General features: G+C 65.2%; 19 protein-coding genes. 12 read left to right on the top strand and 7 right to left on the bottom strand.

The window, feature by feature from the left end; genetic code table 11:
* The first annotated feature begins 121 nt into the window (after positions 1–121).
* A complete protein-coding gene (fliI, locus tag EDC31_RS01590; RefSeq protein WP_042055453.1) occupies positions 122–1,456 on the top strand; it encodes a flagellar protein export ATPase FliI in 1,335 nt (444 codons plus the stop codon).
* Positions 1,453–1,872 carry a flagellar FliJ family protein gene (locus EDC31_RS01585; protein ID WP_042055451.1) on the top strand — a complete coding sequence of 140 codons (420 nt, stop codon included), beginning with the start codon at positions 1,453–1,455 and terminating at the stop codon, positions 1,870–1,872. The genes fliI and EDC31_RS01585 overlap by 4 nt, the downstream gene beginning before the upstream one ends.
* 15 nt (positions 1,873–1,887) lie before the next feature.
* On the opposite strand, the gene EDC31_RS01580 is transcribed toward EDC31_RS01585, so the two are convergent.
* The 3 genes from EDC31_RS01580 to EDC31_RS01570 are packed head-to-tail and all read right to left on the bottom strand — an operon-like array spanning position 1,888 to position 4,134.
* Complete coding sequence (locus EDC31_RS01580) at positions 1,888–2,313, bottom strand: hypothetical protein (RefSeq protein ID WP_042055449.1); 426 nt, start codon at positions 2,311–2,313, stop codon at positions 1,888–1,890.
* Between the two features lie 6 nt (positions 2,314–2,319).
* Positions 2,320–2,841: a hypothetical protein gene (locus tag EDC31_RS01575; protein ID WP_042055446.1), complete on the bottom strand. Its 522-nt coding sequence runs from the start codon at positions 2,839–2,841 to the stop codon at positions 2,320–2,322.
* A 21-nt stretch (positions 2,842–2,862) separates the two neighbouring features.
* The gene (locus tag EDC31_RS01570) at positions 2,863–4,134 is read right to left on the bottom strand and encodes an aminopeptidase (RefSeq protein ID WP_042055443.1); all 1,272 of its coding nucleotides are present in this window, start codon (positions 4,132–4,134) and stop codon (positions 2,863–2,865) included.
* A gap of 87 nt (positions 4,135–4,221) precedes the next feature.
* Between EDC31_RS01570 and EDC31_RS01565 the strand changes: the two genes are divergently transcribed.
* Positions 4,222–5,022 carry a glycosyltransferase family protein gene (locus tag EDC31_RS01565; RefSeq protein ID WP_042055440.1) on the top strand — a complete coding sequence of 267 codons (801 nt, stop codon included), beginning with the start codon at positions 4,222–4,224 and terminating at the stop codon, positions 5,020–5,022.
* Between the two features lie 51 nt (positions 5,023–5,073).
* On the opposite strand, the gene EDC31_RS18025 is transcribed toward EDC31_RS01565, so the two are convergent.
* The 3 genes from EDC31_RS18025 to EDC31_RS01550 form a co-directional block, all read right to left on the bottom strand.
* Positions 5,074–5,361, bottom strand: a complete 288-nt coding sequence (locus EDC31_RS18025; protein ID WP_042055438.1) for a hypothetical protein — start codon at positions 5,359–5,361, stop codon at positions 5,074–5,076.
* A gap of 81 nt (positions 5,362–5,442) precedes the next feature.
* A complete protein-coding gene (locus tag EDC31_RS01555) occupies positions 5,443–6,504 on the bottom strand; it encodes a pyridoxal phosphate-dependent aminotransferase (protein ID WP_042055436.1) in 1,062 nt (353 codons plus the stop codon).
* Complete coding sequence (locus EDC31_RS01550) at positions 6,501–7,019, bottom strand: ankyrin repeat domain-containing protein (RefSeq protein WP_042055433.1); 519 nt, start codon at positions 7,017–7,019, stop codon at positions 6,501–6,503. The genes EDC31_RS01555 and EDC31_RS01550 overlap by 4 nt, the downstream gene beginning before the upstream one ends.
* A 713-nt stretch (positions 7,020–7,732) precedes the next feature.
* Between EDC31_RS01550 and tkt the strand changes: the two genes are divergently transcribed.
* From tkt to EDC31_RS01510, 8 genes are all read left to right on the top strand, one after another.
* Positions 7,733–9,850 (top strand): transketolase, encoded by a 2,118-nt coding sequence (tkt, locus tag EDC31_RS01545; protein ID WP_042055430.1) that lies wholly within the window; start codon positions 7,733–7,735, stop codon positions 9,848–9,850.
* Between the two features lie 138 nt (positions 9,851–9,988).
* Positions 9,989–12,847: a bifunctional transaldolase/phosoglucose isomerase gene (locus EDC31_RS01540; RefSeq protein WP_042055428.1), complete on the top strand. Its 2,859-nt coding sequence runs from the start codon at positions 9,989–9,991 to the stop codon at positions 12,845–12,847.
* Positions 12,848–12,961: 114 nt separating this feature from the next.
* Positions 12,962–13,957 carry a phosphogluconate dehydrogenase (NAD(+)-dependent, decarboxylating) gene (gnd, locus tag EDC31_RS01535; RefSeq protein ID WP_042055423.1) on the top strand — a complete coding sequence of 332 codons (996 nt, stop codon included), beginning with the start codon at positions 12,962–12,964 and terminating at the stop codon, positions 13,955–13,957.
* An 84-nt stretch (positions 13,958–14,041) separates the two neighbouring features.
* Positions 14,042–15,592 carry a glucose-6-phosphate dehydrogenase gene (zwf, locus tag EDC31_RS01530; RefSeq protein WP_042055421.1) on the top strand — a complete coding sequence of 517 codons (1,551 nt, stop codon included), beginning with the start codon at positions 14,042–14,044 and terminating at the stop codon, positions 15,590–15,592.
* The gene (locus EDC31_RS01525; RefSeq protein WP_042055419.1) at positions 15,589–16,428 is read left to right on the top strand and encodes a Cof-type HAD-IIB family hydrolase; all 840 of its coding nucleotides are present in this window, start codon (positions 15,589–15,591) and stop codon (positions 16,426–16,428) included. Before zwf ends, EDC31_RS01525 begins: the two co-directional genes overlap by 4 nt.
* A 10-nt stretch (positions 16,429–16,438) precedes the next feature.
* Positions 16,439–17,212, top strand: a complete 774-nt coding sequence (gene pgl, locus EDC31_RS01520; protein ID WP_239641515.1) for a 6-phosphogluconolactonase — start codon at positions 16,439–16,441, stop codon at positions 17,210–17,212.
* Positions 17,202–17,900 (top strand): ribose-5-phosphate isomerase RpiA, encoded by a 699-nt coding sequence (gene rpiA / locus EDC31_RS01515; protein WP_042055416.1) that lies wholly within the window; start codon positions 17,202–17,204, stop codon positions 17,898–17,900. The genes pgl and rpiA overlap by 11 nt, the downstream gene beginning before the upstream one ends.
* Positions 17,901–17,907: 7 nt before the next feature.
* Positions 17,908–18,408, top strand: a complete 501-nt coding sequence (locus tag EDC31_RS01510) for a gluconokinase (RefSeq protein WP_042055414.1) — start codon at positions 17,908–17,910, stop codon at positions 18,406–18,408.
* A 142-nt stretch (positions 18,409–18,550) separates the two neighbouring features.
* On the opposite strand, the gene EDC31_RS01505 is transcribed toward EDC31_RS01510, so the two are convergent.
* Positions 18,551–19,156 (bottom strand): nucleoside 2-deoxyribosyltransferase, encoded by a 606-nt coding sequence (locus EDC31_RS01505; protein WP_042055408.1) that lies wholly within the window; start codon positions 19,154–19,156, stop codon positions 18,551–18,553.
* Positions 19,157–19,317: 161 nt separating this feature from the next.
* Between EDC31_RS01505 and guaB the strand changes: the two genes are divergently transcribed.
* Complete coding sequence (guaB, locus tag EDC31_RS01500; protein WP_042055574.1) at positions 19,318–20,811, top strand: IMP dehydrogenase; 1,494 nt, start codon at positions 19,318–19,320, stop codon at positions 20,809–20,811.
* Positions 20,812–20,866: the final 55 nt, after the last annotated feature.

Raw genomic sequence — 20,866 nt, 5'->3', positions numbered from 1 at the left:
AAAAATCATCACTGCGAGATTATTTTTTTCCCTGCGGGTTCCGTTAGGCTTCTGGCAAGATTCATGGATTAGGCTGCATCCCATGGAACAGATGCGAAGCCTTCAGGATATTCAGGAGAGAATGACCCGCTTTCTCTCTATTTTTCAGGATTTTTCGCTCTATGAAGCGCGCGGCAAGGTGCGGGACGTGACGGGGTTGGCCGTGTCTGTCACCGGCGTGACCCCGCTGCTCAGCATTGGTGACAGGTTGACTCTTCATTGTCGCGATGAGGGAAAAGTGCTCGCGGAGGTTGTGGGATTTCGCGGACCTGAAACCCTCTTGATGACGTTCGGGCCGCTCGACGGCATAGGGCCGGGCAGTGCGGCGACGTATGATTTTCTGCCCGTCGGCCTGCCGGTCGACGATGGCTGGCTGGGGCGGGTCGTGGACCCGCTCGGGCGTCCGATGGACGGCAGGGAGCGTCTCGGCCTTGGACGAAGGCGACGTCCGGTACGGTGCGCTCCTCCCAATGCGACGGAGCGGGCGCGTCTTGGTCCGCGTCTCTCGCTCGGAGTGCGGGTGCTCGACGCGTTCACGACATGTCGGGAAGGGCAGCGCCTCGGGTTGTTCGCAGGGTCCGGCGTCGGTAAATCGACGCTGCTCTCCATGCTCGCGCGGCAGGCGTCCTGTGACGTCGCGGTTATCGCGCTGGTCGGCGAGCGGGGTCGCGAGGTGCGGGAGTTCATCGAGGACGATCTGGGAGAAGAGGGGCTCCGTCGCAGCGTCGTGGTGGTCGCAACGTCGGACACCCCGCCGCTCATGCGGCGGGAAGCGCCTTATGCCGCGATGGCGATCGCGGAATATTTTCGCGACCAGGGCAAATCCGTTCTTCTGCTGATGGACAGCGTCACCCGGTTCTGCCTTGCCCTGCGCGAAATCGGCCTCTCCATGGGAGAGCCGCCGGCGACGAGAGGCTATCCGCCGTCGGTCTTCGCCACGCTCCCCATGCTTCTTGAACGGGCAGGTCCTGGGGTTCCGGACGAGGGAGGAAAGGCCGGATCGATTACTGGATTGTTTACCGTTCTGGTCGAGGGGGACGATCAGAACGAGCCGGTCGCCGATGCGGTGCGCGGTATCCTTGACGGTCACGTCGTTCTGGATCGGCGGATCGCCGAGCAGGGTCGCTATCCTGCGGTCGACGTTCTGCGGTCGTTGTCCCGCAGCGTGCCCGGATGCAATACGCCCGAAGAAAATGCGCTGACCCGGCGCGCGAGGGGGATATTGGCGACGTATCAGGATATGGCGGACATGATTCGGCTCGGCGCCTATAAAATGGGCGGCGACCCTCTGGTTGACGAGGCGATCGAGAAAATGCCGCGTCTGGAGCGCTTCCTGAGTCAGGATCGTCACGACGTTTCGACATTGGCGGGCGCGTTTTCCGATCTGGCCTCGATCTTCGGGACGCCGGTTCCATGAAGCGAACGCCACTCGCCACATTGTTGCGTCTGCGGCAGCAGGATATGGCGGAGGCCCGAAAACGTCTCGCGCAGGCGGCCGCTCATGAGCGGGAGGCCGATGCGGCTGTCACGCAGGCCACGGCGGCGATGCAGCACGAGTATGATTATGCGCTGAAATGTGACGATGACGGCGCGGTGGAGGCGTTCGGCCGGTGGTTGCCGATCGGCCGCAAGGCGATCCTGGCCGCTCGCGATGTCGCCCGGCAGACCGCGCTGGACAGGACAGTGGCGCAGGTTGCGTTCATGGAGGCGCAGGCGGCGCTCGAGGTCGTGGAAACGCTGATGGCGCAGCAGCGGGAGGAGGCGCGCCGGGAAGAGGAACGCCGCGAGCAACAAAGACTGGACGATCTCTGGCGCAAGGGCGGAAAGGCTTGACCGTTCCGCCTGCGGTCAGTCGTCGCGGAAGGGGGTCTCCATCAGGTCGCGGATGTGGTCCTTCGTACCGATCAGGCTGCAGATGACCGGATGAGTGGTGTCACGAAGAAAAGCGATGTGCAGCGTGCCGTTATCCTCGAACAGGTCGCTCGGGCAGGAGAAACTGGCTGGCGCGGCCTGGCCGGCGCGGTGTTCCGCCGCATAGCTCTGCGCGGCGTGGGCGAGCAGACGGTGGACGGCTTTGCCGAGATGGGTGAGCAGGTCATGCGGATCGTCGCCGCCGTATCGCGCGCAGAGCATTCGCCATCCGGCGGCGGTCACGAAGGCCGGAATGCCGTCGGGCGGTGTGTCATGCTCGGCCCGGAGCAACGCACCCTCCTGGGCGAGGGCGACGATGTCGATCACGGGCAATGCGTCGGGATCGAGGCGGATATCTGTCATGACGCGTTACTGAGCCGTCTGTTCGCCGTTCCCGGGCGGCGTGCCCATGGCCTGCATGAGCGCGGTCACGTCCTGCGGATGGGATTTGAAGAGTGCGATATTGGCTGGATTGGGCGCGGGAAAGCCAGCGGGAAGCTTCTGTCCGTTGGTGGCGGCCAGAGTCATGCCGAAGGCCGTAATCCCCATGACGAAGGTCTCCGTGGTGAAGCCATGCATGGCGAGGATGTTTTGCAGGCCGGGGATCGAATCCATCGCGGTGATGGTCTGATTCAGGCTCATTCCGGTCGAGTCGGGAGGCTGGATGCCGGAGGCCTGGAGCGCTTGCAGCGTCGCGCGGGCGCGGGGAAAAAAATCGTCGGGCAGACGGTAGGCCATGCCTTGGGCGAGATCGGCGCGCATCTGCTCGGAAAGCTGCGGCGGTTGCTCCTGGGCCTGATTCGGGGCCTGATCCGGGATTTGGGCACGGGCGGAAACCGGCAGGATGGCGGCCAGCACGGCGAGACCGGCGGCGGGAAGAAGGCGGGGCATGTTGTCTCTCCTGCGCACGGATCAGCGGACCCACTCGCCGCCGCGCATCAGCGGGGTGGCGTTGCCGTTCATGTCGAGACCGTCCAGGTCGATCTCCGCCGAGCCGATCATCCAGTCGATATGGATGAGGCTTTCATTGGCGCCGCGCGCTCCGAGGGTGGCGGCGTCCTGGCCGTCCGTATCGAGCAGGCACTTTGTATAGGCCTGACCCAGTGCGATGTGGCTGGCGGCGTTCTCGTCGAAGAGCGTGTTGCGGAAGAGGATGCCGGTCCGGGAGATCGGCGAGGAATGGGGGACGAGCGCGACCTCGCCGAGGCGCGACGCGCCGTCATCCGTTTCGAGGATCCGCCGGAAGACATCCTCGCCGCGGGTGGCATGGGCTTCGACGATCCGTCCTTCGCTGAAGCGGACGCGGATTCCGTCGATCAGCGTGCCCTGATGGAAGAGCGGCTTGGTGCTGCACACATGGCCCTCGACGCGGCGGCAATGAGGAGTCGTGAACACCTCTTCCGTCGGGATATTGGGATTGCACTCGATGCCGTTCGTCGTGTGTTCCGAGCCGCCCGCCCAGGCATGGCCGTCCGCGAGCCCGACGGTGAGGTCGGTGCCGGGGCCGGTGAAGTGCAAGGCGTGGAAGCGCGCGTCATTGAGATAGGCGGCGCGGGCGTGCAGATCGCGATTATGGTCGCGCCAGGCGCTGATGGGATCGGCGGCGGTGACGCGGGAGGCGGCGAAGATGGCGTCCCAGAGCGTGGCCAGCGCGGCGGCGGGCGCGAGATCGGGGAAGACCTGGCTCGCCCAGGCCCGGCCGGCATAGGCGATGATGTTCCAGTTGGTGGCGAAGGCGGTGATGACCTCCATTGCCGGACGATTCGCCGCCGAGGCCGCGCGGCTGGCGCGGGCCACGCGGGCGGGGTCCTGGCTGCTCAGCAGGGTCGGATCGCCGCCGGTGATGGCCATGCGGGCCGCGCCGTTGCGATAGGCGTCGGCCATGCCATCCGCGAGCCAGCCGGAGGCGGCGTCGAAGGCGCTGTCCGGCGCGTGTTCGAAACGGGCGAGGGTGGCGACGTCGTCGGTATAAAGAGCCGTTACGAGGCTTGCCCCCTTGCGGTAGGCATGCTCCGTGACGCGCCGGACGAGCGGCACGGAGTCGAGCGGGGCGGTGATGATGAGTTGCTGGTTCTGCTGGAGGTTCAGCCCGACATGGACGGCCACTTCCGCAAGGCGGTCGAGGAGCACGGGGTCCGGGGTATCGTTGGGCTCGGACATGGGGGCGAAACTCTCTTCTGTCATGACGTCGTTCTCTTCTCATCACATGGAACGGGATGAGGGCGAGAGCAAGGCGTTTCGGCGGGGTGCGGGCGGTGCTATGGGAAGGAGATGCAGCCGGGCCTATTCACTTTCGGGGCGGAAGCGACCGCCACGCCGTATGACGTGGCGGTGGTGATGCCGAGCCTGTTGCGGCCGAGCCTGTTCCAGGCGCTCGTCTCGATCTTTCGTCAGGAAGGGGTCGGCCGGGTGCAGATTCTGATCGGTGTCGATCAGGCGCCCGCTGACGAGGGCGCGGCGCTCCGGACGGTCGCGGCGGCGTGCCGGATGTCTCCACCGGAATGGACGGTGCAGCTTCTGTGGCCGGGATATTCCACTTCCACGCGGCATGGCGGCGTGACGGCGGCTCGGGACGGCGGGGCGCTGCGGGCGATATTGAGCTTCATGGCGCATGCGCCGCTCGTGGCGTATCTAGACGATGACAACTGGTGGCGTCCCGATCATCTCGCCGGACTGGTGACGGCGATCGAGGGGCGGGAATGGGCGTGGGCGTGGCGGTGGTTCGTGCATCCGCGTACCCATCGGCCGGTCTGCGTCGATCGGTGGGAATCGGTCGGGCCGGGGCAGGGGGTGTTCGCCGACAGCCAGGGCGGTTTCGTCGATCCGAACTGTCTGATGATCGACAAGACGCGCGTGCCGGACGTCCTGGCGCGTTGGACGACGCCGATGCCCGGCGACCCGACCTTCATGACGGCGGATCGCATGGTCTTCGATTTCCTGCAGCATCGGCCCGGCGGGTGCAGCGGCCGGGACAGCGTGTTCTACGTGCTGCGTGAGAGCGACGGGCTCCACCCGCTCCGCCTGCGGATGATGGGCGAGGACTGGGGCCGGGCGGAGGCGCTGGCGGGGTAGGTATTCGGCCCCGCGGTCCGACGGGCGATACCGGAGTGCTGCCCGGTGACGTTATTCCGACCGGAAGGCCGGGCGACGCGGCCGGCGGGGTGTGGTCGGGGAAGAGGGCGCGGCTTGCGCGTTCCGCTCGGCGGCGCGTTCGGTTTTCTGGCGTTCGGCGGCGCGGAGTTCGCTCTCCAGTTCGCGGATGCGGCGCTGGACGCTTTCGCGCAGGGCCGGGGAGGTCTGGGGCTTCATCGCCGCCAGCGTTTCCTTGAGGTCACGCAACTGCTTCTCCTTTTCCGCATGATTGCGGCGGATCGGCTGATTGTCGGAAAACTGTCCGGTATAGGCGCGCATGATGTCCTTGAAAGATCTCTATTGTTGTGTCGTCGCGGCACGGCCTGAATCCCGCCGGGCGGCTTGCCGCCGGTCCGGCGGTCAGTTGACGCGGATGTCGTCGAGCGCCGCGAGAAGGCGGTCGCTGTCGCGATCCGTGCCGATGGTGAGGCGAAGCCAGTCCGCGATGCGGGGCATGCCCAGACGGCGCACGATGATATCCCGCTCGCGCAGGCGCAGCTGGAGGCTGGCTGCCGAATGCGTCGCATGACGCATGAGGATGAAATTGGCACAGGACGGCAGAACTTGGAAGCCGCGTTGCGCGAGCGCCCGGACGAGCGCCTCGCGCGTGGCGATCACGCGGCCGGTGGTTTCGGCGAGCCATGCCGAATCGGCGATGGCGGCGGCCGCGCCGATCTGCGCGAGACGGTCGAGCGGATAGGAGTTGAAGCTGTCCTTCACGCGGGTCAGCCCCTCGATCAGATCGGGATGGCCGATGGCGTAGCCGACGCGCAATCCGGCCAGCGCGCGGGATTTGGAGAGGGTCTGCACGACGAGGACGTTGTCATGGTCGCGGGTGAGGCGGATGGCGGAGTCGGCGCCGAAATCGACATAGGCCTCGTCCACGATCAGCGTCGAATCGGGCCGGGCGCGGGCGAGCCATGCCAGTTCCGCGACGGGCAGGGCGATTCCGGTATTGGCGTTGGGATTGGCAATGGCGATGCCGCCGCACGGGCGGTCGTACGCCCGTACGTCGATGCGGAAATCCTCACCGAGCGGGATCGTCTCGAAGGGCTGGTCGAAAAGGCCGCAATAGACGGGATAGAATCCATAGGTCACGTCGGCGAACAGGGCGGGGGCGTCGTCGCGGAACAGGCCGCGGAAGGCGTGGGCCAGCACCTCGTCCGATCCGTTGCCGACGAAGACGCGATCCGGCGTGACGTCATAGGCATGACCGATGGTCTCGCGCAGCGCGAGGGAGGTCGGGTCCGGATAGAGGCGCAACGTGTCGGTGCAACTCTCGCGCAGGGCCGCGAGCGCGCGCGGGCTGGGGCCGTAGGGAAGCTCGTTGGTGTTGAGCTTCAGCAGATCGCGGGCCTTGGGCTGCTCGCCTGGGACATAGGGTTCGAGCCCGGCGACGCGACGGTTCCAGAGACGGCTCATGGCGCGGTTCCCGATGCGGGGAAAAGATCGGCCCGGTCCTGGCTTTCCGCGATGCTGCGGGGCGACTGCCTCTCGGAATCCGGCCGGTCGGGGTTCGCGCCCGCCTCGACCAGCAGCTTCGCCATGTCGTAACGGCCGAACATGACGGCGAACATCAGGGGGGTGCGACCGGCATGGTTCGGGCGATCGATCTCCGCGCCGAAAGAGAGCAGCAGGCGCGCCATCTCCTCATTGCCCTTGAATGCGACGCCGGAAAGGGCGGTCGCGCCCTTGGCGTCGCCGAGATCGGGGTCGGCGCCGCGTTCGAGCAGCAGGCGGGCGGCTTCGGCCTCTCCATTATATGTGGCGACGATGAGCGGCGTGTAACCACGGCTGTCGGTGGCGTTGATGTCCATGCCCGCGTCGAGAAACTGGGCGAGCATATCGAGATCGCCATGGCGCGCGGCGTCCAGGAAGAGCGCGGTGATCTGTTCCAGCGTGAACTGGCCGGCGGGGGGGGAGGGCTGATCGGTCATGACATGTCTCCTCAGCCAGTTTCTCTGGCGCGATCTCGAAATCTGGCGCTGTCTCGCACTGTCCCGAGGCAGCGGCCGCCATTTTTCGAGGTGTCTTAACCCTTCGCGTGTCAGGACGATACCTGTCTTGTGACCTGTATCGTGCGGATGAGGTGCGACTCGCCGTCTCCGGACGCGCCGAAGCGGCCCTGCGGCGCGTTACGGTTTTTTTATCGTCCGGCTGGGGCGGTTTTCGGGAGGACGCGTCGAAACCGGAGCGGCGCGGAGGCGTTTGCCGTCAAGCCGCGCTGAGGGAGGGAACTCGGAGCGTGGATGGGCGCGTGGCGCGCCCCGGAACGGGTTCCCGGTCGATATGGATGTGATGCGGAAAGCGGCCATCCATACAAAAATATAAACGATTTCTCGTCGTTTTTGAGTTTACGGTCGTGGTTCCTGGCGGCGCTCCCCGGACGGGCGGGCGGCGCGGTCTCGCACACGTGAGAAATTCGACGCTTCCATAATGCGGGTAAAGCATTATCATCAGACTGGATATGTCCTTATATCAAAAATGTTAAGTAAATTTTGAGTTTATCGCTTGTCCCAATCATTTCATTCGCTGCTCCGCGGAAATTGCGGGAATCTGGCGGGCGACGGTGACGGACGGGTGCACCAGAATGACGAGCGTATCCGTGCCGCCCCTTAATGCGGCAGCTTTTTCGGAGGCCAGTAATCTCATGCGTTCCATCAACAGTTTTGCCGTTCATGGCGCCGATGTCGGCGGCTCATCCGGCGCGGCGACCGATATCGGACAGCTTGCCATCAACACGATCCGCACCCTGTCCATGGATGGCGTCCAGAAGGCCAATTCCGGCCATCCGGGCACGCCGATGGCGCTGGCCCCGGCCATGTATGCGCTTTGGCAGCGCGAGCTGAAATACGATCCCGCCAATCCGCTCTGGCCGGGGCGTGATCGTTTCGTGCTGTCTGTCGGCCATGCGTCGATGCTGCTTTACGCCGCGATCTATCTCGCCGGCGTGCGCGATGTGAGGGACGGGAAGGTGTTGCCCGCCCCCTCTCTGACCCTGGACGATCTCAAGCAGTTCCGACAGCTTGATTCGAAGACGCCGGGTCATCCGGAATACCGCCATACGGCGGGCGTGGAGACGACCACCGGGCCGCTCGGGCAGGGCTGCGGCAATTCGGTCGGCTTCGCGATGGGCGAGGAATGGCTGGCCGCGACGTACAACCGTCCCGGCTATGACCTCTTCGACTATCACACCTATACCTTCTGCGGTGACGGCGACATGATGGAAGGTGTGGCCTCCGAGGCCGCGTCCATCGCCGGTCATCTCGAACTCGGCAAGCTGATCTGGGTGTATGACAGCAACCGGATTTCCATCGAAGGGTCCACGGACATCGCCTTCACCGAGGATGTGGGCAAGCGCTTCGAAGGCTACAAATGGCATGTCCAGTCGGTGCTGGACGCGAATGATGTCGATGCGATCAGCAAGGCATTCGAGGCCGCGCGGGCCGTGAAGGACAAGCCGAGCCTCATCATCCTGCACTCGGTCATCGGTTATGGCGCGCCGAAGAAGGCGGGCACGGCGGCGGCGCATGGCGAGCCGCTCGGCGACGCCGAGATCAAGGGGGCGAAGGAGGCCTATGGCTGGCCGACGCTCGAACCGTTCTTCGTGCCCGACGGCGTGCAGGCGCATTTCCAGGAAGGGCTGGGCGCGCGCGGCGCTGCCGCCAGCAAGGCGTGGTATGAGAAATTCGCCGCTTACGAGAAGGAATATCCGAAGGAAGCCGCCGAGCTGAAGGATATCTTCGCCCATCGTCTGCCGCAGGGATGGGACAAGGATATTCCGACGTGGGATGCCGATCCCAAGGGCGTTGCGACGCGCGCCAGTTCCGGCAAGGTGCTGAACGCGGTCGCGAAGAACGTGCCGTGGCTGCTCGGCGGTGCCGCCGATCTCGCGCCCTCGACCAAAACCAATCTGACCTTCGAGGGGGTGAAGTCCTTCCAGCCGGCACACTGGAACGGTAGCTATGCGGGGCGCAACCTCCATTTCGGCGTGCGCGAGCATGCGATGGGGGCGATCAGCAACGGTCTCGCCCTTTCGGGGCTGCGCGCCTATTGCTCGGGTTTCTTCATCTTCTCCGACTATATGAAGAACCCCATCCGGCTTTCGGCCCTGATGGAAGTGCCGGTGATCTATATCTTCACCCACGACTCCATCGGCGTGGGTGAGGACGGTCCGACGCATCAGCCGATCGAGCAGCTCGCGCAGTTCCGTGCCATGCCGGGCATGACGACGATCCGTCCGGGGGATGCCAACGAGGTGTCGGCGGCGTGGCGCACGATCATGCCGGAGACCCATACCCCGGTTGCGCTGATCCTGAGCCGTCAGGATCTCCCGACGCTGGACCGGACGAAATATGCCTCCGCCGAGGGGCTGGCGAAGGGCGCCTATGTGCTGGCGAGCTGCGAGGGGACGCCGGACGTCATCCTGATGGCTTCGGGCTCCGAGGTGTCGCTGGTCGTGCAGGCCTATGAGAAGCTGACGGCGGAAGGCGTGAAGGCGCGCGTCGTCTCCTTCCCGTCCTTCGATCTCTTCGAGGCGCAGGACCAGTCCTACAGGGACAGCGTCCTGCCGCCCGAGGTGAAGGGCCGCGTCGCGGTCGAGCAGGCCTCGCCCTTCGGCTGGGACCGTTATGTCGGCTCCGGCGGCGCGATCATCGCCATGCGTACCTTCGGTGCTTCGGCGCCGCTCAAGGATCTGTTGACGAAGTTCGGCTTTACGCCGGAAAAAGTCTACGAAGCCGCGAAGGCGCAGGCGTCGCGGAAATAAGGAGAACCGGGCCGCGATATCGCGGCCCGGTTTCGTTTCTGGCGGGGCGGTCGTCCCGGTCCGGACAGGTTTTGCAGCCCGCAAGGGATCACTGTTGAGGCGGGCGTCTGCCCGCCTTCGCTCCGAGGAGAGAAGCACATGGACGCCGAACAGAACAAAGGTTCGACCAATCCGCTCAAGGCGCTTGAACGTTTCGGCCAGTCGCCTTGGCTCGATTTCATCCAGCGCTCCTACACGGCTGACGGCAGTCTGCGGAAACTGGTCGATGAAGACGGACTCAAGGGAGTGACCTCCAATCCCGCCATCTTCGAGAAGGCGATGGGATACGGGACGGATTACGACGCCCAGATGAAAGAACTGCTGGCCAGGGAGACCTTGTCGGCGGGCGAGCTTTACGAGAAGCTGGCCGTGACCGACATTCAGGACGCCACGAAGGTCCTGCATCCCGTCTACGTCGCCACCAAGGGGGTGGACGGCTATGTCAGCCTCGAGGTCTCGCCCTACCTCGCCTTCGACACCGAAGGCACGATCCATGAGGCGCTCCGCCTGTGGAAAGAGGTGGATCGCGAGAATCTCATGATCAAGATCCCCGGCACCCGGGAGGGCGCGCCGGCGGTCCAGGCCGCGATCGCCGAAGGGGTCAACGTCAACGTCACGCTGCTGTTCTCGCTCGACGCCTACAAGGCCGTGCTGGAAGCCTATATGGCCGGTCTGGAGACACGCCACGCCAAAGGCGAGGATATTTCGAAGATCGCCTCGGTGGCTTCGTTCTTCGTCAGCCGCATCGACGGGAAGATCGACGGCGAGATCGACGCGCGCGTGGCGGCCGGGGACAAGGACGCCGCGGCGCTGAAGGCGCTGCGCGGCAAGGTCGCCATCGCCAATGCCAAGCTGGCCTATCAACACTATCTCGACGTGATGAAGACCGAGCGCTGGGCGAAGCTCAAGGCGGCGGGGGCGCGGCCGCAGCGTCTGCTCTGGGCGTCGACGGGCACGAAGGACAAGGCTTTCTCCGACGTGCTTTATGTCGAGGAGTTGATCGGACCGGAGACGGTCAACACCATCCCGCCCGCGACCTTCGACGCGTTCCGCGATCACGGCACGCCGCGCGAGAGTCTGACCGAGGATGTCGCGGGCGCGCGTCACGTCATCGACGAGCAGGCGCGTCTGGGTCTCGATCTCGGCGCGGTGACGGAGAAGCTGGTCGTCGAAGGCTGCGCCGCCTTTGTGGACGCGTTCGACAAGCTGCTGGGCGCTGTGGCCGCCAAACAGAAAGCCATCCTTGGGGACAAGCTGATCGCGCAGGAGGCGCGCCTGCCGGGGGAGCTCAAAGCGGCCGTTGAGGCCGCGATCGAGGACTGGCGCAAGGAAGGCAAGCTCCGTCGGCTCTGGGCGCGCGACGCGTCCGTCTGGACCGGGAACGGCGAGGCGAAGTGGCTGGACTGGCTCGATGTGGTCGAGGACCGTCTGGCCCATATCGCCGAGCTGGAGAATTTTTCCCGCGAGGTGAAGGAGAGGGGTTTCACCGACGTGCTGCTGCTGGGCATGGGCGGTTCGAGCCTCGGTCCGGAAGTGCTCGCGGAAACATTCGGGCGCCAGCCCGGCTTTCCGCGTCTGCGTGTGCTTGACAGCACCGATCCGCAGGAGATCGCGACCTTCGAGAAGGCGATCAATCTCAAGACCACGCTCTTCGTCGTGTCGTCCAAATCAGGTGCGACGCTCGAGCCGAACATCCTCAAGGCCCATTTCCGTGTCGCCGCCGAGAAAGCGCTGGGTCATGCGCCGGACGGACATTTCGTCACGGTGACGGACCCGGGTTCCCAGATGGAGGAAGTGGCCAGGAAATGTTCCTTCTGGAAGATCTTCCATGGTCTGGGCGGGATTGGCGGACGGTTCTCCGTGCTGTCGAATTTCGGCATGGTGCCTGCGGCGGCGGCGGGGATCGACCTCCGCAAGCTGTTGGGCAGCGCGCTGTATGCCGTCAAGGAATCGGCGGCGAGCGTGCCGCCGGCGGAAAACGCCGCGCTTCAGCTCGGGGTGATTCTCGGCGTCGCGGCGAAGACGTTCGGGCGTGACAAGGTGACGTTCGTGACGTCTCCCGCGATCCGCGATCTCGGCGCATGGCTGGAGCAGCTTCTGGCGGAATCGACCGGCAAGCGCGGCAGGGGCCTCATTCCCATCGATGACGAGACGCTCGGCGGCCCGGGCGTCTATGGCAAGGATCGCGTCTTCGCCTATGTCCGCCTGAAAGGCGCCGAGGACGCGGCGCAGGAGGCGGCGATCGAGGCGCTGCGTGCGGCGGGCGAGCCCGTCGTGACGATCACGCTGACCGACACCTATCAGGTGGCGCAGGCGTTCTTCCACTGGGAATTCGCCACCGCCGTCGCGGGGTCGATCCTTGAGATCGATCCGTTCGACCAGCCGGATGTCGAGGCCAGCAAGGTCGAGACGCGCAAGCTGACCGCCGCGTTCAACGAGACCGGGTCGCTGCCGCCGGAAGCGCCTTTCGCGAAGGATGGCGTGTTCAGCTTCTATGCCGACGACGCGAACGCCAAGGCCGTGGGCGACGGGGATGCCGTCTCGATCCTGAAGGCGCATTTCCACCGCGCCAAGGCGGGGGATTATGTGGCGCTGCTCGCCTATATCGAGCGGGACAAGACGTCGCGTTCATGGATTCAGGCGCTGCGGCTGAAGCTGCGCGACGCGCTCCATGTCGCTACCGCCGCAGAGTTCGGGCCGCGCTTCCTGCATTCGACAGGGCAGGCCTACAAGGGCGGTCCGGCTTCGGGCGTATTCCTCCAGGTGACGGCGGACGACGCGGCCGATCTCCCGGTGCCGGACGAGAAATTCACCTTCGGCATCGTCAAGGCGGCGCAGGCGAGGGGCGATTTCGACGTGCTCTCCGAGCGGGGACGCCGGGCGTTGCGTGTGCATATTTCCGGCCCGCTGGAAGCCGGGCTGAAAGCGTTGTCCGAGGCGATCGGCAAGGCCGTCTGACGCAGCGGGCCTGAAAGAGTCTTGAAGCCTCGCGCCGGCAAACGGGTCCGGCGCGACGAGCTTCGATATGAAGATAATGGGGACGTTTCCGTCAGGGGATGTCGGGAGGAAAAGATGCAGATCGGGATTATCGGCCTCGGCCGCATGGGCGGAAACATCGCGGTGCGTCTCACGCGTCATGGTCATGACGTCGTTCTGTACGACCGCAGCGCGGAGGCGGTCGAGAAAACGCATGATCGTGCCGAGGCGGGCCACGCCGTCAAGGCGGACAGCGTGGCCGATCTCGTGAGCAAGATCACCGCCGCGCGCAAGATCGTGTGGGTGATGTTGCCGGCGGGCGAGATCACCGAGGCGGCGGTGCAGGAGTTGAACGGGCTGCTCGGCAGGGATGACATCGTGATCGACGGGGGCAACACCTATTACAAGGATGACATCCGTCGTGCGCATCAGCTCGCCGAGAAGGGCATTCACTACGTCGATGTCGGCACGTCGGGCGGTGTCTGGGGGCTCGAGCGCGGCTATTGCATGATGTATGGCGGCACGAAGGACGCGACCGACCATATCGATCCGATCCTCAAGGCGCTGGCGCCCGGCAAGGGCGATGTGGAGCGCACGTCGGGGCGGGATCGGGCGGGCCTCGATCCGCGCGCCGAGGAAGGCTATCTGCATTGCGGCCCCGCCGGGTCCGGCCATTTCGTGAAGATGGTGCATAACGGCATCGAATACGGAATGATGCAGGCCTTCGCGGAAGGGTTCGACGTCATGAAGTCGAAGAATTCCGAGGTGCTGCCCGCCGATCAGCGTTTCGACCTCAACATGGCGGATATCGCGGAGGTCTGGCGGCGCGGCTCGGTGGTCGCTTCCTGGCTGCTCGATCTGACGGCCGACGCCATGGCCAAGAGTGAATCGCTCGGCGAATTCTCGGGGCAGGTCGCCGATTCCGGCGAGGGGCGCTGGACGATCGAGGCGGCCATCGAGGAGAGCGTGCCGGTTCCCGTCATGACGGCGGCGCTGTTCACGCGGTTCCGGTCGCGCACGGGCAATAATTACGCCGAGAAGGTGCTTTCGGCGATGCGTTTCGGCTTCGGCGGTCACGTCGAGAAGAAATGAGTCCCCGGCGTCCCGGTCCGGCGGGCTGTCGGGCCCGCGATCGGGGCGCTGTTTCGGACGGTCAGTTACGGAAGGTTTGAGGTTATGGTCGATCTTCTCGCATCCGCGCTCTCCCCGTCGCCCGGTGCGCAGAGCAAGTCGAAGGACCTTGCCGCGGCCCCGCCGGGGGCGTTCGTGATCTTCGGCGGCGGCGGCGATCTCACCAAGCGGCTGCTGATGCCCGCCATCTATAATCTCGCCTGCAACGGTCTCATCAACGAGGATTTCCGAATCATCGTGGTGGACTGGGCGGAGATGACGGATGAGGGGCTGATCCAGCAGTTCCGTGATTTCATCGGCGACTTCGTCAGCAAGCGCGGGACCAATGCGACGGAACTGCGGCAGGATGTGTGGGACCGGCTGACGGCGAATATCAGCTATCTGCGTGGATCGTTCGAGGAAGATTCCACCTATGAGGCGCTGAAGGAAAAGGTGGAGGCCCGCAACGCGGTCTTCTATCTCGCCGTGGCGGCCAAGTTCTTCGGCACGATTGTCGATCATCTCGGCACGAGCGGACTCGCGAAGGAGGAGGACGGCGTCTATCGCCGGGTCATCATCGAGAAGCCGTTCGGCTCCGATCTCGAATCGGCGCGGGCGCTGAATGCGCGGCTGCTTCATTCACTCGACGAGTCGCAAATCTATCGTATCGATCATTATCTCGGGAAGGAGACGGTGCAGAACATCATGGCCCTGCGCTTCTCCAACGGCATTTTCGAGCCGCTGTGGAACCGGCAGAATATCGACCACGTGCAGATCACCGCGGCGGAAACGGTGGGCGTCGAAAAGCGCGGGCGGTTCTACGAGGGCACCGGCGCGATCCGCGACATGGTGCCCAATCATCTCATGCAGCTTCTGACCATGACGGCGATGGAGGCTCCGGCCTCCTTCGACGCGGATGCGGTGCGTGACGAGAAGGCCAAGGTGCTGAGCGTGATCCAGCCCGTGAAGCTGTCGAACATGGTGCGTGGACAATATGTCAGCGGCTCCTTCGGCGTGGGCGAGGAAGCCGAGGCTCTGCGCGGTTATCGCGAGGAAAAGGACATCGCGCTGGGCAGCCAGACCGAGACCTATGTCGCGATGAAGCTTGCCGTCGATAACTGGCGCTGGGCGGGCGTGCCGTTCTATCTGCGGACGGGCAAGCGGCTGCGGACGCGGCGCACGGAGATCGCGATCCACTTCAAGCAGGCGCCGTTCGCGCTGTTCCGCGATACGCCGGTGGAGAAGCTGACTCCCAATATCCTGGTGTTGCATATCCAGCCGACCGAAGGCGTGACGCTGCAATTCTCGGCGAAGGTGCCGGGGCCGTCGGTGAAGCTGGGCGGCGTGCGGATGAAGTTCGACTACGCCGAGTGGTTCAATGACGGGCCGACCACCGGCTATGAAACGCTGATCTATGATTGCCTGATCGGCGACCAGACGCTGTTCCAGCGCGCGGATACGATCGAGGGGGGCTGGCGCGTGGTGCAGCCCGCGCTGGATGCGGAGGCGAGTGATACGGCGCCGCTTTGCTTCTATCCCGCCGGGCTGGACGGGCCGCGCGAGGCCGATGAATTGCTGGCGCGGTCCGGGCGGCGCTGGCTGGCGCTGGAACGATGACGGGCCGGGAAAATCCCGCCGCCACGGTGCGGTTGGTGGTGTCCGATGTGGACGGGACTCTGATCGGCAAGGACAAGGCGCTGACGCCTGCGGTTCTCGCGGCGGCGAAGGCGTTGCATGAGGCGGGGATCGCGCTGTGTCTCGTCAGTTCGCGCGCCGTCGAGGGCATGACGCAGTATTTGCGGGGGCTCGGACTGGAGACGCCGTCGGCCGCGCTGAATGGCGGGCTGATCGTCGCGCCGGACGGAACGATCCTGAGCAGTCTCGTTCTGCCCCCGGATGCGACGTCGGCGGCGTTCGACGTGCTGCATGTGCATGGCGTCGATACCTGGCTGTTTCGCGGGCATGAATGGCTGGTGCTGGATCGTGCCGCGCCCTACGTCATCCATGAAGAGCATTCCGTGCGTGTGGCGGCCAAGGAAGTGCCGGATTTCCGTCCCTATTTCGAAGGGGTAGGGAAGATCACCGGGGCGAGCGCGGATTATCCGCTGATCGTCCGGCTGGAAAGCGAGCTGGGCGCGCTCTTGCAGGGGGTGGCGAGCGTGCATCGCTCCTCTGATTACTATCTCGATATCACGCAGAAGGACGCGAACAAGGGTTACGCGGCGAAGGCGCTGGCGGCGCGACTGGGCGTTGACCTGTCGGAAGTCGCCTGCATCGGAGACATGAGCAATGACGTGCCGATGCTGCGCGAGGCCGGGCTGGCCATCGCCATGGGGCAGTCAAAAGAGGACGTTCGGCAACACGCGCATTTCGTGACGGCGCCGAATGATGACGACGGCTGGGCGAAGGCGATGCGGGATTTCGTCCTGCCACGCGCGCCCGGAAGGGAATGAGGCCGGGGGTATGATGACCATCGACGAGGGGGTGGGGCATGACGTGACCACCGCCGGGATTATCGTTCTGGAAGATGACGATGCGGTCGCGCACGCCATGGCGGCATGGCTGATGCAGTCGGCGCTCGACAAGGAAGACGGACCTCTCGTTCTGGCCCTTTCCGGCGGCACGACGCCGAAGAGGCTGCTTGAGGTCATGGCCGGGCCGGAGTATGTCGCGCGCTTTCCCTGGAAGAAGTGCCAGTTTTTCTATGGCGACGAGCGCCATGTCCCGCCGGATGATCCGGACAGCAATTATCACATGAGCTGCGAGGCGCTTTTTTCGCATGTGCCGGTTCCGCCGGAAAATCTGCATCCCGTGCCTACGGGCGGGTCGCCGGAGGCGGACGCCGCCGCCTATGAGGCGGAATTGAAGAAGCTGTACGGGGCGGAGACATTCGAGTCTGGACGGCCGCTTTTCGATGTCGTGATGCTGGGCATCGGGCCGGACGGCCATACGGCGTCGCTTTTCCCGCGCCAGCCGGTGCTCGAGGAGACGCGGCGCTGGGTTTCGACCTGTGTGCCGGATGACGCGCCGCATGTGCGGATCACGCTGACCTATCCGGCTATTCACTCGAGCCGACATGTGGTTTTTTTGCTGACGGGTTCCGAGAAGGCCGCCATGCTCAAGCGGGTTCGACGCGGGGATGACGCGTCCCTTCCTTCCAGCCGCGTCACGACGGAGGGGACCATGACATTCGTAATCGACAGGGCGGCGGCGGAGGATCTTTCCGATGAGCGATGAAAAGGACGTGGCGCGGCTCAAGGAGGAGGCGGCTCGCCGGGCCGTCACCTATGTCGAGGACGGCATGATCGTCGGCCTCGGCACGGGCAGCACGGCGCGGTTCATGATCGCGGCGCTGGGTGAGCGCGTGAAGAACGAGGGGCTGAGGATCGAGGCGATCGCCACCTCCGAGGCGAGCGACGTGCAGGCGCGCGAACTCGGCATTCCGATGACCGATTTCGCCGCCCATTCGGTGTTCGATATCGGGATCGACGGGGCCGATGAGGTGGAGCGCGGGACGCTCGAACTGGTCAAGGGGCTGGGCGGCGCCTTGCTGCGCGAGAAGATCGTGGCTTCGGCCTGCCGCCGTTTCGTTGTCATCGTCGATGAGTCCAAACTCGTGGACAGGCTGGGCACGCACGCGCCGCTGCCTGTGGAGGTCGTGCCCTGGGGGTGGGAGCGCGCGGCGCGGCTTCTCGCCGAGACCGGCGCGCAGGCGGCGAAGCCGCGCATGGTGCGGGACAAGCTGTTCGTCACCGATAACAGCAACCTCATTCTCGATTGTCATTATCCCGGCATCGACGATCCCGCGGCCCTGAGTCGCGCGATCCTTGCCATTACCGGCGTGGTGGATCACGGGCTCTTTCTCGGCATGACGTCGGAAGTGCTGGTGGCGGGCACGGGCGGCGTGCAGAGACTGGTGCCCTGATCCGAAAATGACACCGCATCTTCTTGTGGTCATGGGAGTCTCCGGCAGTGGCAAAAGCACTGTCGCCATGCGGCTCGCCGAAACGTGCGGCTGGCCCTTCCAGGAGGGGGACTCCCTGCATCCGCCTGAGAACGTCGAAAAAATGCACAACGGGATACCGCTCAATGACGCGGATCGGGCGCCCTGGCTGCGGCGATGCCATCAATGGCTGGCCGATCATGCGGGGAGCGGAGGCGTGCTGTCCTGTTCGGCGCTCAAGCGGGTCTATCGCGAAACGCTCCGCGAGGGGCTCGACGTCACATTCGTCTACCTCCATGCCGACCCGGGCTTGATTCACGAGCGCATGGAACATCGCCCCGGCCATTTCATGCCCGCGACCCTGTTGTCCAGCCAGTTGGCGACGCTGGAAGTGCCGGGACCGGACGAGAACGTGATCTCGCTGGACAGCACATTGACGCCGGACGAGATTTCGGCGGCGGTGGAGCGTCGGTTGGAGGCGGAAGCCTGAAGGGACGGGCGTCCGGCGACGGTCGTCAAAAAAATTCACGGAAGGGGTTGCGTGGATGAACGTCCGATTCGTTCCCGCGATTTCCGATTTGCCCACAGGCTCATCCCCAGTCTTGTTCCATGAATCTGGGGATAACAGTGTCTTATCCCGCTCCGAGCCGTCGAGCCAGCCGTGTGGCCGCCTTGCGGAACGCGGTCTCGCAGGCGGGAGCGGTGGACACGACGCCGCCGCCGAAACTGATGAACCCCTCCACCATGCCGTTCTGGAGCATCCCGTCCGAATGGACGAGCATGCCGTCAGGGTCCTCCAGCGCGCCGGAGGCCGGGGCGTCGCGTATCGGCGGGCGCGGGGCAAGCGGGAGCGCCCAGGCCGCGCGCCAGTAATGGTCCACCTTCTCGGCATAGGGGCGGGGATCGGTGGTCCAGGCTTCGAGCGGTTTGCCGAGAGCGAGCATGTAGCCGATCTCCACGGCGGTGCCGGGGTCCATTTCCGGGCTGCGGCGGAAAGGGTCGATGCAGAACAGCCCGGCGTCGCATCCATCCATGAGGGCGCGATCGGCGGCGACGATCTTCAGGATCGTCTCGCGGCCCGGCGGCAGGCCCATGGCCTCCTTCTGCCCGTCGAACGGGGCGAGTCCCTCCAGCCCGCATGCGGCGCAGATGGCCTTCAGCCGCGCGAAGAGGGCGAGGGCGTCCCGGCGGAACACGAGATCGCCGGCGAGATAGATTTTCGGACGGGTGTGATTCATCCGGTCGTTTTAACATGGACGACGGGATGCGCGTGAAAGATCGGCGAAAGAGCGAATCTTCTGTTCCCTTGGAGGCGCAGGATGGTCTAAGGGGACGCGCCAACGGTTGGAACGCCGTCGGCCTTCCGATCCTGACGATGGTGAGCGGGGAGGGGGGTGCGATGAGCAATTCCGGCATTCTGGGTTCTGGTGGCAACGGACGGATTCGCGAGGCGCTGGCCTTCGACGATGTGTTGGTCGAGCCCGCCGCATCGTCCGTCCTTCCCGCCCAGACCTCGACGCGCACGCGGCTGACCCGCAGCATCGAGCTGAATATCCCGCTTCTCTCCGCCGCCATGGACACGGTGACGGAGCATGCCATGGCGATCGCGATGGCGCAGCAGGGCGGCATGGGCGTCATCCACAAGAATCTCCGCATCGAGGAACAGGCCGAGCATGTGCGGCGTGTGAAGCGCTTCGAATCCGGCATGGTGGTCAATCCGGTGACGGTCGGGCCGGAGCAGACGCTGGGCGAGGTTCATGCGCTGATGAAGCTGCATGGCGTGAGCGGCCTGCCGGTGGTCGAGGCGGATGGCCGTCTGGTCGGCATTCTCACGAATCGCGACATGCGCTTCGCCACGGACCCCGCGACACGGGTGCGCGAGATGATGACCAGCGAGGGGCTCGTGACGGTCACGAACGGCGCCGATCCGGAGACGGCGCGGCATCTGTTGCACAAACATCGCATCGAGAAGCTGCTGGTGGTCGATGAGGCGCGGCGGTGCGTCGGGCTGATCACCGTCAAGGACATGGACAAGGCCGAGACCTACCCGCTGGCGATCAAGGACGACATGGGCCGCCTGCGCTGCGCCGCGGCGGTGGGCGTCGGCGATGACGGGCTCCAGCGCGGCGCAGCGCTGGTCGAGGCGGGGGTGGACGTGGTCGTGGTCGATACGGCGCACGGCCATTCGAGCGGCGTGCTGACCACGGTTTCGGCGTTGAAGTCGCGCCATCCCGGCATTCAGGTAATCGCGGGCAATGTCGCCACCCCGGCGGCGGCGCGAGCACTTGCCGAGGCGGGCGCGGATTGTGTCAAGATCGGCATCGGGCCTGGATCGATCTGCACCACGCGGGTGGTGGCGGGAGTGGGCGTGCCGCAGTTCTCGGCGGTGCTGGAGACCGCCGAGGCGTGTCATGAACTCGGTATTTCGGCCATCGCCGATGGCGGGGTGCGGATTTCTGGCGATATCGTCAAGGCGCTCGGGGCCGGGGCGGATGTGGTGATGATCGGCTCCCTGCTGGCCGGGACGGATGAGAGTCCGGGCGAGGTGTTTCTCTATCAGGGCCGTTCCTACAAGGCGTATCGCGGCATGGGATCGCTCGGCGCGATGGCCCGTGGCTCGGCGGACCGGTACTTCCAGCAGGATGTGAAGGACCAGCTCAAGCTCGTGCCGGAAGGCATCGAGGGGCAGGTCGCCTACAAGGGCGGGATGGCGGCCGTCGTGCATCAGCTCGTCGGCGGCCTGCGCGCCGGGATGGGCTATACCGGCTCGGCGACGGTGGCGGATCTTCAGACGCGCGCGACGTTCCGCCGCATCACCAATGCCGGGCTGCGCGAGAGCCACGTGCATGACGTGACGATCACGCGCGAGGCGCCGAATTACCGTCAGGACTGAAGGCGGGGCTTTCCGGCGGGTGGCGGCCAGCCTCTTGCCGCACGCGGCGGCAGGC

Origin of the sequence: Acidomonas methanolica (genome assembly GCF_004346035.1) — a bacterium.
Taxonomy (GTDB): Bacteria; Pseudomonadota; Alphaproteobacteria; order Acetobacterales; family Acetobacteraceae; genus Acidomonas; species Acidomonas methanolica.
The sequence above is the reverse complement of the archived record's forward strand: the minus strand, read 5'-3'. Positions and strand labels throughout refer to the sequence as shown.